At 71.4% G+C, this 15,626-nt stretch carries 16 protein-coding genes; 1 reads left to right on the top strand and 15 read right to left on the bottom strand.

Annotation, left to right across the window (positions count from 1 at the left end):
- Positions 1 to 5: 5 nt before the first annotated feature.
- The 3 genes from KBX00_RS01465 to KBX00_RS01455 form a co-directional block, all read right to left on the bottom strand.
- Positions 6 to 674: a hypothetical protein gene (locus KBX00_RS01465; RefSeq protein WP_374225229.1), complete on the bottom strand. Its 669-nt coding sequence runs from the start codon at positions 672 to 674 to the stop codon at positions 6 to 8.
- A gap of 61 nt (positions 675 to 735) precedes the next feature.
- Positions 736 to 1,194: a PAS domain-containing protein gene (locus tag KBX00_RS01460; RefSeq protein ID WP_210822407.1), complete on the bottom strand. Its 459-nt coding sequence runs from the start codon at positions 1,192 to 1,194 to the stop codon at positions 736 to 738.
- Between the two features lie 167 nt (positions 1,195 to 1,361).
- The gene (locus tag KBX00_RS01455) at positions 1,362 to 2,102 is read right to left on the bottom strand and encodes a hypothetical protein (RefSeq protein WP_210822404.1); all 741 of its coding nucleotides are present in this window, start codon (positions 2,100 to 2,102) and stop codon (positions 1,362 to 1,364) included.
- A gap of 163 nt (positions 2,103 to 2,265) precedes the next feature.
- Between KBX00_RS01455 and KBX00_RS01450 the strand changes: the two genes are divergently transcribed.
- Entirely contained in the window at positions 2,266 to 3,486 is a 1,221-nt protein-coding gene (locus KBX00_RS01450) for an arginine deiminase (RefSeq protein WP_210822402.1), read from the top strand.
- Between the two features lie 12 nt (positions 3,487 to 3,498).
- Here the strand turns inward: KBX00_RS01450 and KBX00_RS01445 are convergent, their stop codons facing one another.
- From KBX00_RS01445 to KBX00_RS01390, 12 genes are all read right to left on the bottom strand, one after another.
- Positions 3,499 to 4,383, bottom strand: coding sequence for a DUF5926 family protein (locus tag KBX00_RS01445; protein ID WP_210822400.1), 885 nt, complete (start codon positions 4,381 to 4,383; stop codon positions 3,499 to 3,501).
- A gap of 81 nt (positions 4,384 to 4,464) precedes the next feature.
- Positions 4,465 to 4,878, bottom strand: a complete 414-nt coding sequence (locus KBX00_RS01440; RefSeq protein WP_210822831.1) for an ATP-binding protein — start codon at positions 4,876 to 4,878, stop codon at positions 4,465 to 4,467.
- 66 nt (positions 4,879 to 4,944) lie between these two features.
- A complete protein-coding gene (locus KBX00_RS01435) occupies positions 4,945 to 6,402 on the bottom strand; it encodes a PAS domain-containing sensor histidine kinase (protein WP_210822398.1) in 1,458 nt (485 codons plus the stop codon).
- Positions 6,403 to 6,456: 54 nt separating this feature from the next.
- A complete protein-coding gene (locus tag KBX00_RS01430) occupies positions 6,457 to 7,248 on the bottom strand; it encodes a glycerophosphodiester phosphodiesterase (RefSeq protein ID WP_210822397.1) in 792 nt (263 codons plus the stop codon).
- Positions 7,249 to 7,258: 10 nt separating this feature from the next.
- Positions 7,259 to 7,594, bottom strand: coding sequence for a rhodanese-like domain-containing protein (locus tag KBX00_RS01425; RefSeq protein ID WP_210822396.1), 336 nt, complete (start codon positions 7,592 to 7,594; stop codon positions 7,259 to 7,261).
- 79 nt (positions 7,595 to 7,673) lie between these two features.
- Positions 7,674 to 8,612: an LCP family protein gene (locus KBX00_RS01420; protein ID WP_210822829.1), complete on the bottom strand. Its 939-nt coding sequence runs from the start codon at positions 8,610 to 8,612 to the stop codon at positions 7,674 to 7,676.
- A 198-nt stretch (positions 8,613 to 8,810) separates the two neighbouring features.
- Entirely contained in the window at positions 8,811 to 9,995 is a 1,185-nt protein-coding gene (locus KBX00_RS01415; protein ID WP_301547129.1) for an LCP family protein, read from the bottom strand.
- Positions 9,996 to 10,168: 173 nt separating this feature from the next.
- A complete protein-coding gene (locus tag KBX00_RS01410; protein WP_210822395.1) occupies positions 10,169 to 11,395 on the bottom strand; it encodes an LCP family protein in 1,227 nt (408 codons plus the stop codon).
- Positions 11,396 to 11,459: 64 nt separating this feature from the next.
- Entirely contained in the window at positions 11,460 to 12,434 is a 975-nt protein-coding gene (locus KBX00_RS01405; protein WP_210822394.1) for an NAD-dependent epimerase/dehydratase family protein, read from the bottom strand.
- A 45-nt stretch (positions 12,435 to 12,479) separates the two neighbouring features.
- Positions 12,480 to 13,010: a flavin reductase family protein gene (locus KBX00_RS01400; protein WP_210822393.1), complete on the bottom strand. Its 531-nt coding sequence runs from the start codon at positions 13,008 to 13,010 to the stop codon at positions 12,480 to 12,482.
- Between the two features lie 111 nt (positions 13,011 to 13,121).
- Complete coding sequence (locus tag KBX00_RS01395) at positions 13,122 to 14,813, bottom strand: ABC transporter permease (protein WP_210822392.1); 1,692 nt, start codon at positions 14,811 to 14,813, stop codon at positions 13,122 to 13,124.
- Positions 14,798 to 15,562 (bottom strand): ABC transporter ATP-binding protein, encoded by a 765-nt coding sequence (locus tag KBX00_RS01390; RefSeq protein ID WP_210822390.1) that lies wholly within the window; start codon positions 15,560 to 15,562, stop codon positions 14,798 to 14,800. Before KBX00_RS01390 ends, KBX00_RS01395 begins: the two co-directional genes overlap by 16 nt.
- Positions 15,563 to 15,626: the final 64 nt, after the last annotated feature.

Raw genomic sequence — 15,626 nt, 5'->3', positions numbered from 1 at the left:
TCAGCCTACGCACCCGGAGTCGGCGACGAGCCCGACGGCGTGGGTGACGGCGTCGGCGTCGGCGGGGGAACCGGCACCGGAACGCCGCCGTCACTGCCACAGGCCAGCGTCTGGATGCCGGGCGGACTGGCGACCCGTACCTCGGCCGTGCACACGTCGGTGCCGGCGGTCACCAGGCGCAGCGTTCCGGCCCGGTCTCGGGTGACCACCTGGAGCGGCTCGTAGCCGGCCACGTCCAGGCTGGTCAGGTGCCAGTCGGCGGCACACAACGGACCGTTGCTGACGCTGACCCGGGCGCTGCTGGACAGCAGCCCACGACGACCTCGCACCAACTCGATGATCCGCTTCGCGGACGGTTCCCCGGTGCAGGCCACCGCGACCAACCCGGGGTCGGCCGACGGGGTGGTGGGACCGGCACCGGGAAGTAGGCCGAACGACGGGGTGACGGGGGCGGTCGGGCTGCTCGGCGTCCGGGTGGGCGCCAGGGTGGGCAGGCCGCCGCTGTCGCGTACCTCCGGGGGCGCGCCGCATCCGACGGTCAGCAGTGCGGCCAGCACGGCGACACCGACAAGTCGGCGGTGCCGCCGGGAGGGGCGGAGAGCCACGTCGGCACCGGGACGTAAGCCGGTGGCCGGCCGGCCGGGGACGGCGTGGAACGGCGAGGTGGGCGGCACGGGGTGGTCCTCAGGGCGGGAGACTCGGAGTGGCAGGGGCCGAGCCCATGGTAGGAGGAAGTCAGACCGCGGAGAAGAAGGTGAGGGAGCCGGCCACCGCTCCGTCGGCGACCACGGGGGTGGAGATCGCGTCCACCGTCGCGTCGGGTGCGTCCTCCTCCGCCGCCTCGATCCGGAGCAGACCACGGGCCAGTCGGCCGGAGGTGAGCGCCAGCAGCGGCGGAATCTTGTCGATCTCGGGCTCGGCCAACTCGCCCCGGTAGGCGGTGAAGTCGAGCAGCCGCAGCCCGCCGTCGAGCAGCGGTAGACCGATCACGTCCTCCGGTGCGCCCAGTTGGAGCAGCTCGCAACCGGCGGTGGAGACGGCCAGCACCCGGGTTTCGGCGTCGATCAGCAGGCAGGGCTCGTGAGCGCTGGAGACCGTGGCCGACCAGCGGTTGATGTTGTCGCACCCAGGCTCTGTCGGTGTCCCCCCGGAGGGCGCGAACACTTCCGAGAGCGAGAGTTCGACGTGGGCCACCGAGCCTCCTATGCGCACCGACGATACGTCCACGCTAGCCGGTCGCGGTAGCGACCGCCGACCGCGTTGGGCGTACCGTTCCGTCGGTGTCGATCAGTGCCCGGTCGGCGACGGCGCGGGCCGGCGGAAGCTGGGCCGCCCCCGGCCGCCTGGCGTCGCCGCTGACGTTACCGGCGGCCGGCCGGCTTGTCAGCGGCCATTCGGCCGTCCTCGTACCACCGGTAGTCGGCCGCGGGTGGGTAGCCGCTGTTTCCCCAGGTCCCGGGGTGCTGCGCGACCCGGGACAGCTTCTCGGCGGTGGCCGGGCTGATCCGGTTCCCGCCGGCCACCAGCAGCCGGTCGAGCTCCCGGTGGGTCGCCATGAGGCAGTCCTTGGGCAGGCCGTAGACGCTGATGACCCCGGAGCCCACGAAGGTGAGCACCGGGGTCACCGGGATCGGGTGGCCGACGGCCGCGGTCAGCGCCTTGCTGGCCCGCCGGGCGTCGCGACGGGCTTCGGTCACGTACGGCGGGCGCTTGCCGTTGATCTGCACCACGTCACCGGCGACCAGAACGCGGGCGCGGCCGTGGTCGGCGATGGTGACGGCGAACAGCCCGCTCGGGCCGATGGCCAGGAACCCGGCCCGGTTGTCCGCGGGGTCGTCGAGCAGGACGTCGGCCGCGTCGGTGCGGGGCCAGTCGATGACGTGCCAGGCCGGCCCGAGATGGTCGAGCTGACCGAGTGCGCGGGCCCCGGCCGCCTCCAGCCGTCGCGCGCCGCGCTCCGCCCGACGGCGGCGGGCCCACTCCAAGGGAGACGGGCGAGGAGTCGCGACCACCCCGGGAGACTCGACGCGGGGGTGCGGTACCGCCACTGGCGGCAGCGCCCTGGCGGACGGTACGGCTCGACGTGTGGGGAAGACAGTCATCGCGACCTCCGGCAAAAGGTCCCTCGAAGTTACGTTCTCACTACCCTACGTTGCCAGTCCCGGTGGTCGGCAAGCCGGAGCGCCGGAATGACTGTGGATGAATGCCATATTCATCCACGGTTGTTTTACCGGATACCGCCAAACCCTGCCCTACGCTGCGAGGGTGAGCCACTACGTGGACAGTGAGGTCGGCCGACTCGGCACCGTCCTGTTGCACCGGCCGGGGCCGGAACTCGCCCGGCTCACCCCACGCAACAACGACTCGTTGCTCTTCGACGCTATCCCGTGGGTCGGCCGGGCGCAGGAGGAGCACGACGCCTTCGCGGGGGCCCTGCGGGAACGCGGCGTCGAGGTGCTCTACCTGACCGACCTGCTCACCGAGACGCTGGCCGTGCCGGATGCCCGGAACGAACTGACCGACGAGGTGCTCGACTCGCCCCGGCTCGGCGACACCCTGCGCGCCCGGGTCGCCGCCCACCTGGCGTACCTCGATCCGGCCGCGTTGGCCGGCGTCCTCGTGGCCGGACTGGCCCACGAGGAACTGCGGGTCGGTCGGGACCGTCGAGGTGGCCTCGTCTACACCCTGATGGACCGACACGACTTCATCATCGACCCGCTGCCCAACCTGCTGTTCACCCGTGACTCGTCACTGTGGATCGGTGACCGGGTCGGCGTGACGAGTCTGGCGATGCCCGCCCGACGGCGGGAGACCACGCTCACCGATGCCATCTACCGCCACCATCCCCGGTTCGCCGGCACCGAGTTCGTCTACCGGCCGGGCCTGGAACCCCTGGAAGGTGGTGACGTGCTGCTGCTGGCACCCGGGGTGCTGGCCGTCGGAGTCGGCGAGCGGACGACCCCGGCCGGTGCCGAGCGGCTGGCGCGGCGGGTCTTCGCGGCCGGGCTGGCGCACACCATCCTCGTCGTACCGATCGCCCAGGAACGGGCCACCATGCACCTGGACACGATCTGCACGATGGTCGACGCCGACGCGGTGCTGATGTACCCGAACGTGGCCAGCACGCTGTCGGCGTACACCGTCGTCGCCGGCGCCGACGGTGAGGACCCGAGGGTGGACGGGCCGTCGCCGTTCCTGCGGGCCGCCGCCGACGCGATGGACCTGGACCGGCTCCGGGTGATCGACACCGGGCTCGACCCGGTGACCGCCGAACGCGAACAGTGGGACGACGGCAACAACACCCTGGCACTCGCGCCCCGACTCTGCGTCGGTTACGAGCGCAACGTCGAGACAAACGCCCAGTTGGAGCGGGCCGGCATCGAACTCGTTCCGATCGCCGGCTCGGAGCTTGGCTCGGGGCGTGGTGGCCCCCGTTGCATGTCCTGCCCGCTGCTGCGGGAGCGGAGCCCGGTCCGGTCCGGCTGACCGGAGGGTGGCTCAGCGCAGGGTGAGTTGGCGGCCGAGCAGTCCCTGCCGGGACCGGCGGGCGTCGGCGTCGAGCGGGCCGGCCCCGGCCAGGGCGTCGGCGTACCGCTTGGCGAAGTCGGCGACCGGCTGCTCCCAGTCACCCGCCGGAATTTCCTCCGGTAGGTCCCAGACCGGCACCAGCCGCCCGTGGGCCCGGAACATGCCGGCGAACCGGGTCGCCTCGCCGAGGGTCAGCGAGCCGGCCGCGCCGAGCCGGGCCAGTGCGTCCAGGGCGGCCTCCTCGGCCTCCGGCAGCACCCAGCGGACGTGGGCCTTCTCCGACACCCGGCACCAGTACGCGGCACGCGCGGCGGCCAGTCGCTGCGTCGGATAGATCGCCGCGTTGGCCCGCTCCAGCGAGGCGCGCACGGTCGGATCCTCGGCGGCCTCGGGAGCCAGCCAGAACTCGAAGCCCTCGTGCAGGCTGATCTCCAACGGGCCGTCGACCAGGATGTCCTGCAACCGGGGACCCGGGCCGGGCAGCGGTGGCACCGCGACCGGTGCGCCCGGGGCGGTACGCAGTGCGCAGAGCAACGACTCGGCCAGGTCGCGAGAGACGTCACCGGACTGCAGATGACGCTGGAGCCCGATGAAGATGTGGCCGTCGTCCCGGCTCATCGCGGGAGCGGCCATCGGCAGCACGGTGGCCAAGGTCACCGGCCGGTCGCCGTGTTCGTCGACGAGTGCCGGGACCAGCCGTAGCGGCGCGGAGGCGGCCGGCACCAGCTCCCGCAGGGCGATCCACTCGGGCTCGTCGATCAGCCCCTCGAAGGGCCGGGGAACGAAGACGTCCCGGATCCGTTCCCGCTTGCCGGTGGCAGTGGCGGCCCGCTGGTTCTTTCGACGCTTGCTCACGGCGACACAGCCTAGAGCCCACCGGCGGCCGGTGGGGGCCGGACCCGCCTCCGCGTCGCGCCAACGGGTCGACCTCCCGGTTCAGCCGGTCGTTACCAGCGCCGGCCGGTCGCCGACCGGATCGAAGTCGGCCCAGACGCTCTGACCGAGTCCGTCGCGTTCCACGCCCCAGCTGGTCGCCAGACCGGAGACGATGTGCAGGCCGCGCCCGTCGGCCGCGTCCGGGTCGGGTGGGCGGATCCGTGGGCCAGTCGCGGCCCCGCCGTCGGTGACCCGCAGTCGCAGCTGCGGCCCCTCGGGCGGGTAGCGCAGCCGCCAGGCGACCCGGACCACGCCGCCCGGCAACGGGTCGGCGTGTCGGACCGCGTTACCGACCAGCTCAGCCAGGACCGCCACCAGATCCGCGAGCATCGCCGGGGAGACGGTTCCGGCCAGTTCGGCGGCGAGCCGGTGCCGGGCGATCCGCGCCCCACTGGGATGGTGCGGCACCACCACGCACCACGCGCGTTCGACAGCTGTCCTCGCCACCTCTGCCCCTCTTTCGCCCCGTGACCCCCACTGTCACCTGCGGGGCAGCCGCACCTCTGCGACCGTACCCCCACCATTTCTCGGGCGAAGGAATACCCACCCATTCTGTTGTTCAACGATCCGGCGGACGAGATAGAGGCCGAGCCCGGTGCCGGGGTAGCGCCGCCGGTCGCCGGAGTCGCCCTGCCAGAACCGGTCGAAGGCCCGTTCCACGTGCTCCGGGCGTACGCCGATGCCCCGGTCGGCGACCCGGAAACAGACGGTCTGGCCGTCGGCGCCTGCGGTGACGTCGATCGGGGAGCCCGGCGGGGAGTACTTGCCGGCGTTCGTGACGAGTTCGGTGAGCACGGTGGCCAGGCTCTGCCGATGCCCGATCGCCCTGGGCAGCTCGGTCGGCACCTCAAGAGTGGTCCGCCGACGCAGGTCCGCGGGCAGGTCGGCGACTGCGACCCGCAGCGTCCCGGCGAGATCGAAGGGGGCCGGCGGCCCGTCGCCCGGCCACGCCTCGGCGGCGGACGAGAGCAGCCGGTCGAGCAGCCGGGCCAGCTCGTTGGCCCGCTGGCCGATGACCCGGGCTGCCTGCCGCCGGTCGGTCTCGCTCAGCGACTCCCAGTGGTCGGTGAGGGTGTCCGCGTAGCCCTTGATGACGGTGACCGGAGTACGCAGTTCGTGGCTGGTGACCGCGACGAAGAGATCTCGCTCGTGGTCGTGCCGCTGTTGGTCGGTGGTGTCCCGGAAGGTGACCACCCGCAGCGCGCCGGGGCCGGGCAGCTCACCGGAGGTGATCCGTAGCCAGCGCCCGCTCGGCAGCCGATGATCAAGGACCTGCCCCGACGGCGGCAGCGGGAAGGGCAGCGGTTGGTTGATCGCCTCGGTGGCGGACCGGCCGGTCACCTGCGCGGCGGCCGGATTCCAGAGCCGTACGTGGGCGTCCCGGTCGACCACTGCCAGGCCGTCGGCGAGCGCCGCGACCACCGGACCGTCGCCGTGCACCGGCAGGCCGCTCTGGTCGCCGTACATGTGGGCGATGCAGGAGCCGAGGTATCCGACCACGCCGCGTTCCTCGACCGTGGGTTCCTCGTCGCCGGCGAGGTAGAGGGCGTGCAGGCTGCCGACGGTGTGGCCGCCGATCTCGGCCCGGGAGACCACCATCCGCCGCAGGCCGCGCTCGGCCAGTTCGTCGGCGAGCGCGTTGCTGAACCGGTCGGTCCGTACGCACTGCACCCGGGGACCGGCGAGCAGGCAGATGGTGACCGGATCGTTTGCGGGCAGCGGGCGGCCGACGGTCCACTCGGCGGCACCGGTGGCGGCGATCACCCGGCCGCCGGTGGGCGCGAACTCCACGAACGCCATCCCGGCGGCCCCGAGCGCCGGCTGGGCCACGCGGAGCAGCTGGTTCAGCACCGGCAGACCCGCCTCACCGGAATTGATCATCTCGATGACGGCGGTGTGCCCGGCGATGAGGGCCGAGTAGTCGGTGCGGTCCGGCATGACCCGAGTGTGCCCCCCCGACCGCGTTCCCGGGCACCCCCGGCCCGGCTGCGATCACCGACGCAGCCGGGCGAGAGTCTGCGCCGGACGGTCGGTGATCACCCCGTCCACCCCCGCGGCCAGCACCAGGTCGAGGTCGGCCGGTTCGTTCACGGTCCACACGTAGATCTGGATGCCGGCCGCCCGCAGCGCCGGCACCAGGGCGGGGCGGGCGCGGACCAGCGCGATCCCCGGTCCGGCGATGCCGGCACCGAACGGCAGCCGACCCGTGGGCAACCAACGGGGGAGCACTTCCAGCAGGAGCACGGTCGGCAGCGCGGGGGCCAGTGTCCGGATCCGGCGCACCGCCAGCGGAGAGAAGGACATCACGGTGACCCGTACGGAGGTGTCCGGGTGCGGCTCGGCCAGCCCGTACCGGCGTAGCAGGGCGACCAGCCGCCGTTCCACGTCGCCGCCGTAGCGGGACGGATGTTTGGTCTCCACCAGCAGCCGGACGGATCGGCCGGCGGCCAGCACCGCCTCCAGCAGCCCTTCGAGGGTGAGTAGCCGGGTGTGCGCGTCGTCGAGCACCTCGTCGCCGTTGGCCGGCACACCGCCGGGATGCCAGGAACCGAAGTCCAACTGCTCCAACTCGGCGAGCGTACGGGCGCTGACCAGACCGCGGCCGTTGCTGGTCCGGTCCAGCCGCCGGTCGTGTACGCAGACGAGGTGCCCGTCCCGGGTCAGCCGGACGTCACACTCCAGCCCGTCGGCACCCTCGTCGAGAGCGCGTAGATAGGCGGCGAGGGTGTGCTCCGGCAGGTCGTACGAGGCGCCACGGTGGGCGAAGACGAGGGGCCCGGCCACGGCTCGCGTCCTACAGGACCCGGCCCGGCTGCCCGTCGGAGCCGATCACCGGTCGACCAGCCGCCGCCCAGTCGCCCATCCCACCGGCGACGTTGCTCACCTGTTCCCAGCCGTTCCGCAGCAGATACGCGACGACCTGGGCGGAACGACCGCCGGAACGGCAGATCACGGCCACGTCCCGGTCCGTCGGCACCTCGGCCAGCCGGGCCGGTAGTTCCATCATCGGCAGGTGGTGGGCGCCGGGGGCGTGACCGGCGGTCCACTCGTCGTCCTCCCGGACGTCGAGCAGGTACGTCTCGTCACTGATCTCGGAAGCGGTCACGGTGGGTATCTGAGGTCCGAACACGGGTACCAAGCCTAGAACCTCGTCGCGCGGTTGCCCGCCACCGGCCGGCGGTCACCCCCGGGACCCGGTCTCGGGCCGGTCAGAGCGTGGTCACCCAGCGCGGATGGGCGCCGGCCCAGTCCGCCATCCGGCTGCCGCGTACCGCCGCGAACAGCCCGTCTCCCTCGTCGTCGAGCCGGACGTAGGACACCTGGTCGATCATCTGGGGGTAGGACGGCACCTGCACGCCCCGTAGCCCGTCGGTGGCCAGGCCGTGCAGGGCCAGCAACAGCTCCTCCACCGGGACACCGTTGGTGTCCACGGTCAGCGAGTCGCCGACGGCCCCGATCAGCCGGTGCAGCCGTACCGGGTCGGTGCGGAGTCGGGACTCGCCGGCCTGTTCCAGCATCGCTCCCAGCAACTGCTGCTGATGGGTCTGCCGGTCGTAGTCGCCGCCCGGCAGGTCGTAGCGCTGACGCACGTAGTCCAACGCCTGCGCGCCGTCCATCCGCTGGCACCCGGGCCGGAAGATCCGGTCGGTGTGGATCGACCGGACCTCGCTGCGTAGGCACATGTCGACCCCGCCGAGCAGGTCGATCACGTTTCGTAGGCCGGCGAAGTCGACAAGTGCGGCACCGTCGAAGCGGATGCCGGTGAGCCGGGCCAGGGTGGCCGAGAGCAGGTGCGCGCCGGGCTGGCCACCGCCGCCGTACTCGTACGCCGTATTGATCTTGTCTTCGCCGCCGGGGTAGCCGCCGCCCGGCGGGATGGCCACGAGCAGGTCGCGCGGCACCGAGACCAGATAGCCCTCGCGTAGCCCGGGCGGCACGTGCACGATCAGGATGGTGTCGGTGCGCTGCTCGGAGTCGGCGTCACCGGGACGCCGGTCGGAGCCGACGAGCAGGTAGTTGAGCGGGCCTTCCAGGTCGGTACGGTCGGCGCGGGCGCTCGGATCGAGCAGCTCCGCCCGGGTCATCGTGCCCTCGTACCGGTCGGTGAGCGTCCGGAGCCCGACCACGGCGAGGGTGGCCAGCAAAATCGCCGCCAACCCGATGCCGAGCAGCACGCGGGGCCATCGCGGTCCTCGGGCGTGCGCGCCCGGTGACCGCTTTCCGCTCGTACGCCCCGTCCCGGCCGTGACGACCCTCCCGTAGACCTGACATGAATTCTTCTCACGTCAGGCTACGGAACTGTCACTGGGAGCGACGGCGGTTTCGTCAATCGCGATCCGGCCGGGTCACTTCCTGGAGGAGATCACCTCGGGGTTGTAGAAGACGAACTCGGCGAGCTTGTCCTTCCGAACCGCCTGGAACATGTCCAGGGTCTGCTCGCTGAGCGCCTCGGTGCCGTTGCCCTTGGCGTTGTACGTGCCGCCGTTGGTCTTCAGCATGATCAGCTCGTTTCCGGTGACCCCGCGCATGGTGAACACGAAATCCTCCACCGGCACACCACCGGTGTCCAGGATGAACGCGCTGCCGGCCGCCTTGATCAGCTGGTTCAGCTTCACCGGGTTGGTCAGGCTGCCGTTCTGGGTGGCCTTCTTGGCCATCGCCTTGATCAGCTGCTGCTGGTTCTGCTGGCGGTCGTAGTCGCTGTTCTTCAGGCCGTACCGCTGGCGGGAGAAGTCCAGGGCCGCCCAGCCCTCCATCTCCTGGCAGCCCTTCTTGTGCACCACCGGGGTACGCGGCTTGCCGGTCTTCTTGGCGTCCGCGTTCCACATCGGCTCGCCGTCGACGTACGACATGTGGATCGAGGTGACCTCCTGCTTCGGGCAGATGCGCACCGAGCCCAGGGAGTCGATCACGTTCTTGAAGCCGCCGAAGTTGATGATGGCGGCACCGTCGAAGCTGACCCCGGTCATGCCCTTGATGGTCTGCGCCATCAACTGGGCGCCGCCCTCCCAGCCGCCGCCGTTCTGGGCGCCGGCCTGGAACGCGCCGTTGATCTTGCCGACGCCGCCCGGGTAGCCGGTCTTCTCGAACGCCGGAATCCGCGCCTCGGTGTCGCGTGGAATCGAGATCAGATACGCCTGGTCGTGGGTGGCCGGGATGTGCAGCACGATGATGCTGTCCGCGCGTACGTCGTCGGCCGCCCAGCGCTCCCGGGCGTCGACCCCCAGCAGCAGCATGTCGATCGGGCCCTTGAGGTCGGCCCCACCCTCCGCGGAGGTCTTGCTGGCATCGCCGAGCAGGTTGCGCTGCGAGATGCTGCCGGTGGCCTGACTGATCACCGCCTTGCTGCCGACGATCGCCACACCGCTCGTCATCATCAGCGCGGCACCGAAGATCACGGTGAGCCGCGCCCAGAGCGGATCCTTGCGCCGGGTGCGCTTCTTGCCGGACTTGCCGGGACCCTGGTTGCGGGTGGGTGGGGCGGCGGACGCGCGCGGCGGCTCAAGCAGGGCGGGGCTGTGAACCGGCATGCGTGCTCCAGCTCGTGTACGCAGAAGGGGGCGGGAACACTTTACGTTCGCATTCCGGAGCTGGCGAGTTCACATGGTGTCCAGTTCACGTTCTCTACCACGTCATCCTGCTGAAATGGCCGATCGTCCACTGTAAAGTGGACGATCGGCCGTTCCTGGCGTGCCGGTCGTGGTCAGCCGTTGCCGGTGGTCGCCGGCTTGTTCGCCTGCATCCAGTCGGCCATCGTGTCCCCGGCCATCGCCCGGTACATGGTCAGCGCCTTCTCCCGGTCGGAGACGACCACCGACTCGCCGTTGATGGTCTGGCTGCCCAGGTGCGGGCTGGTGACGAAGGTCAGGTTCTCGCCGCGCAGATTGCGGAACTGCACCGCCATGTCGGTGAGCGAGAAGCCCTGGTCGACGGTGACCGCTTCGGTGACCGACTGGAGGAAGGCGTTGAGCTTCTTCGGGTTGGTGAGCGTGCCCGTGCTCGCCGCCTTGTCCATCAGCGCCCGAAGGAAATCCTGCTGGTGGCGCATCCGGGCGAAGTCGCCGTCCGGGAACTGCTTGCGCTGCCGGATCCAGTCCAGGGCCTCGGCGCCGTTCATGTGGTTGGTGCCCTTGGTGAACTTCCGGTAGGGCTTGTGGATCGAGGTGATGGTCTGTTCCACCTTCAGGTCCACTCCACCGAGAGCATCGGTGACCTGCTTGAACCCGGCGAAGTCGATCGCCATCACGTGATCGATGTGCACGTCGGTGAAGCACTCGACCGTGCGTACCGCAAGCGGTAGCCCGCCGAACGCGAACGCTGCGTTGATCTTGCGTCGTTGACCCGTCTCACATCCGGCACCGGCGCTCTCCGGGATCGGCACGTACAGGTCCCGGGGGATGGAGACGAGGTACGCCTGCTTGTGGTCGGCGGGGATGTGCATGACGATGATCGTGTCGGCCCGCCACTTGCCGGCCCGGTCCACCGGCGCGTCCGGATCCCGCGAGTCGGTGCCCACCATCAGGATGTTGAGCGCACCGTTCACCGCCTTGGGCGGCCGGTCACCGGTGATCTCCGAGAACGGGTCGGTCCGGGCCATGTTGTTGTCCAGGCTGCGCGCGTAGAACCAGGCACCCGCGCCGCCGATCAGGGCCAACACCAGCACGGCGACCCCGGCCACCAGCGCGATGCGGCGCCAGTGTGGCCGCCGCCGTCGTGGCGACGGACCGCCACCGGGCCCACCCGGACCGAACGGACCGCGTGGTCCTCCCGGGCCGGCGGGCGGGATCGGCTCGTCGTCGTACGCCGGGTGCCACCGGGTGTCGGCCGGTCGGCCGGCCCGGCCCCCGCGTCCCGGACCCGGCACTGCCGCCCGACCGGCGCTGCGGTGCAGGTGGAGGGCCGGCAGCCGGGCGGAAATGGTCGCTGACATGTAACTCAATGTACGCAGCACGAGCCAGTCTCGCCCCTACCGCGCGGTGCGCCGTCGGTGTCGACTACCCCAGCCGCTGGCGGAAGTGCTCGATCGTCCGCCGCAGTCCCTCCTCGGGCGCGACGGTCGGCTCGTAGCCGAGCGCTTCCCGGGCGAGGGTGAGATCCGGACGGCGCATCTCCGGATCGTCGGCGCTGCGCGTGACGTATGTCACCTCGGATCGGCTGTCGCAGAGCGACACGATCGTCTCGGCCAGCTCCCGCATGCTCATCTCGTGCTCGGTGCCGCAGTTGACCGGCCCGCTCTCGGTCGAGTCAAGCAGCAGCAGGATGCCCCGGACCAGGTCGGCGACGTAGCAGATGGAACGGGTCTGGTTGCCGGTGCCGTGCACCGTGATCGGCTCGCCCCGCATCGCCTGGGAGATGAAGGTCGGGATGGCCCGCCCGTCGTCGGGCCGCATCCTCGGCCCGTAGGTGTTGAAGATGCGCACGATTGCGGTGTCCACGCCCTGACTGCGGCGATACGCCATCGTCGCGGCCTCCGAGAAGCGCTTCGCCTCGTCGTAGACACTGCGAATGCCGATCGGGTTGACGTTGCCCCAGTACGTCTCCCGCTGAGGATGCTCCTTCGGGTCGCCGTACGCCTCGGAGGTGGAGGCCAACAGGAACCGGGCGCCGTCGGCGGCGGCCCGCTCCAGCAGATGCAGGGTGGCCACCGAGCCGACCCGCAGGATCTCCACCGGCAGCTTCTCGAAGTCGGTCGGGCTGGCCGGCGAGGCCAGGTGCAGGATCGCGTCGAACCGCTCCGCCACCGCCGGATGGCTGGGCAGCCCGTCGGAGATGTCCGCCTCCACAAGTGTGAAGGTCGGCTTGTCGAGCAGGTGTGCGACGTTCTCCTTGGACCCGGTGACGAAGTTGTCGAGGGCGACGACTGTGCAGCCGCGTTCGATCAGGGAATCCACCAGGTGCGACGGGACGAACCCGGCTCCGCCGGTGACCAGGATGCGGTGACCGGGACCGAAGCGCTGCTCAACCTTCATGAGTTGTCAGCCTAAAGGAGCCCGGTGGCCGGTCCGTCGTGACGGTCAGGTCAGTTCCCGGTAACGGCCCCGGTGGTGCAGCAGCGGTTCGGTGTCGTCGGCCAGTTCCACCCGCTCGATTGTCGCCTCCACCAGCAGACCCCAGCCGTACTGTCGGGCGCCGTCGAGGCGGCAACCGGCCCAGCCGCCCGCATCGTCCGGCACCGGCCCGTACGGCGTGTCGAGCCAGGCACCGATGGCGAAGAGGCCGCCCGGCGAGGGAAACAGACCGGCGAACCGGTCGGCGAGCTGCCGATGTGCTGGGCCTAGCGGCGTCACCGCGAAGCGGCCTGCCTCCTCGACCGCCGCCCACAGCTCCGACTCGGCGTCCACCAGCCCGAGCAGCCGGCCCGGTTCACCCTCGGCGACCAGGGTCGACGACACCGTCAGGCCGGCGGGTCCGGGCGCCGTCCAGAGGGTCACCGGCGCGGCGAGCCGGCCCCGCAGCCGGCGTACGGGCGAACGGTTCTCGGCCGGCGCGGCGAACGGGTCGGTGTGATGGATCTGGGCACCCGGCTCATGATTCACGTGAAACATTGTGACCCGTACGCCCGGTTCGGCCAGCCCTGGCCGCGACTACCGCGAGATACGGCATGTTGCGGTATCCCACGAACGTGATACCGCGACCTGCCGCATCTGGTGCAACGGTCAGCGGCGGGGGGTGACCAGGGCGAGCAGTTCGGGCTGGCGGCGGTCCAGCACGTCGCCGGCCAGATACGCGCCGAGCAGCGCCGCGCCGACGCCGTAGGCCACGCCCAGCGGCAGGCCCAGCCAGAGCCAGGTGTCGCCGAGCAGTGCCGCGGCGAGCACCATCGGTGCGGCGAGCGCCCCGGTGGCCGCCATGGCCAGCAGGGTCAGCATGCCCTTGACCACCCCGGCTCCGCTGTTCATCGCGAACGGGTTGCTCGTCTCCGGCAGCGAGTACGCGCCCAGCACGGAGACGAACGAGTTGACCGCCAGCCCGGCACCGTAGGTGGCGACAAGCGCACCCGCCATGAACCCGATCCACGTCGGCTCGCCGATCACCAGCGCGATCACCACGGCGACCACGGCCAGCATCGGCAGCACGTAGAGCGAGAACGCGGTGATCCGGGCGCGCAACTCCAGCCGCCCCGGCACGCCGGCCACCACGTTCGCCGCGTACGCGCTGCCGTCGAAGCCGAACTGGTTGGCCAGCGTCACCGCGGCGAGCAGACCGACGAAGAGCATGGAGAGACTGACCAGCACCGGCGAGGAGTCGCCTGCGGCGCTGAAGCCCTGGTCGCTGTCGATCGTGAAGCCCTGCCCACCGAAATTGACCATCACCGGCACGAAGAGACCGACCACCGCGATGGTGATCAGATTGGCGCGTCGGCGGGCGTCCCGCCACCAGTAGCGGGCCTCCCGGGAGACCAGGGCACCGAACCGGTCCCGGCGCAGCCGGCCGACGGCCCGGGGGAAGAGCTGGGCCACCACGCCGCCGGTGACTCCGGGCCTCGCCCGGGTGGGTCCGGCGCTCGCCGCGCCCACCATCGCCGACTCCAGCGAGCGTGACCACCAGGCCAGCAGCGCGACGATCGTCACCAGGGTGATCAGCAGCTTCACGGGCGCGGCCCAGGCTCGGCCCTGCGCCACGTCGATACCCACGGTCCACGGGGCACCCAAGGGGGTCCAGCCGATCACCGACGCCACGCCGGTGAGCCGGTCCCAGTCGGTGTCCTGGATCGCGGCCACGCCGGCGAGCTGCAACGGGCCGAGCGACGCGGCGAGCACCGCGAGCAGGACGGCGGCCAGGTCGCGTACCCGGCGGGAGCGCAGCATGGAGGCGAACGCGCCGGTCACCGCTCGGGCACCGGCGACGCAGAGGAGCAGCCCGCAGACCACCCCGACGGCGCTGACCAGGGCGGCCGACCAGCCACCGAAGACCCCGGCGGTGACCACCAGGCCGGAGAGCGCCAGCAGCACGGCGACCGTGGGTACGCTCACCAGCGCCGCCGCGAACAGCCCGGTCACCAGGGTGCGTCGGGACAGCGGCAGCAGCGCGAACCGGGCCGGGTCGAGGGTCTCGTCGACACCGAAGAAGACCAGGGGCAGCAGCAGCCAACCGAGCACCGTCAGCCCGCCAGCGAACGCGGCGACCAGCAGGGCGTACCGGTCGTCGCCGGCCAGCCCGGGAGCGGCCAGGCCGAAGAAGGCACCGACCGCGAACCAGAGCCCGATCAGCGAGCCGACCAGGAACAGCGCCACCCGCCAGCCCTGACCGCGGAAGTTGTTGCCCATGACCCGCAGCTTGAGCTTGACGAAGTGACGCGCCGAGACCGGCCGCACCTGGCTCGCCGGTGCGGTCACCGGGACAGCCATGCCAGCTCCTCACCGGTGGCGGTACGCCCGCCGACCACCTCGACGAAGACATCCTCCAGCGAGCGGTCGCCGCGTACCTGCTCCAGCGTGCCGACCCGCTTGATGGTGCCCCCGGCGAGGATCGCCACGTGCGAGCAGAGCCGTTGCACGACCTCCATGACGTGGCTGGAGAAGACCACCGTCCCGCCGCCGGCCACGTACCGCTTGAGGATGTCCCGGATCAGCGCCGCCGAGACCGGGTCGACCGCCTCGAACGGTTCGTCAAGTACGAGCACCCGGGGCCCGTGCAGCAACGCGCAGGCCAGACCGATCTTCTTCTTCATGCCGGCGGAGTAGTCGACCACCAGGGTCCGGCCGGCGTCGGCGAGGGCCAGCACGTCGAGCAACTCCGCCGCCCGCTGGTCGACCACGGCCGGGTCCATGCCGCGCAGCAGACCGTGGTACGCGAGCAACTCGGCCCCGCTGAGCCGGTCGAACAGGCGTACCCCGTCCGGCATGACGCCGAGCAGTTGCTTCGCGGTGACCGGATCGGCCCACACGTCGTGGCCGAGCACCCAGGCGCCGCCGGCGTCGGGACGTAGCAGCCCGACCGCCATCGACAGGGTGGTGGTCTTGCCGGCGCCGTTCGGGCCGAGCAGCCCGTAGAACGAGCCGGCCGGGACGTCGAGATCCACGCCGGCCACCGCGACCTTGCCGTCGAAGCTCTTGGCCAGGCCGCGCAGCGCCAGCGCCGGGTGCTCACCAGTCATGCGCCCGACCGTATCCCGCGCCGACCAGCCCGCCGCCCGACCGGAGGAGGATCCGCGGCTCATC

It is taken from the genome of Micromonospora sp. C95 (genome assembly GCF_018070465.1).
In the GTDB taxonomy this organism is placed as follows: Bacteria; Actinomycetota; Actinomycetes; order Mycobacteriales; family Micromonosporaceae; genus Micromonospora.
The sequence above is the reverse complement of the archived record's forward strand: the minus strand, read 5'-3'. Positions and strand labels throughout refer to the sequence as shown.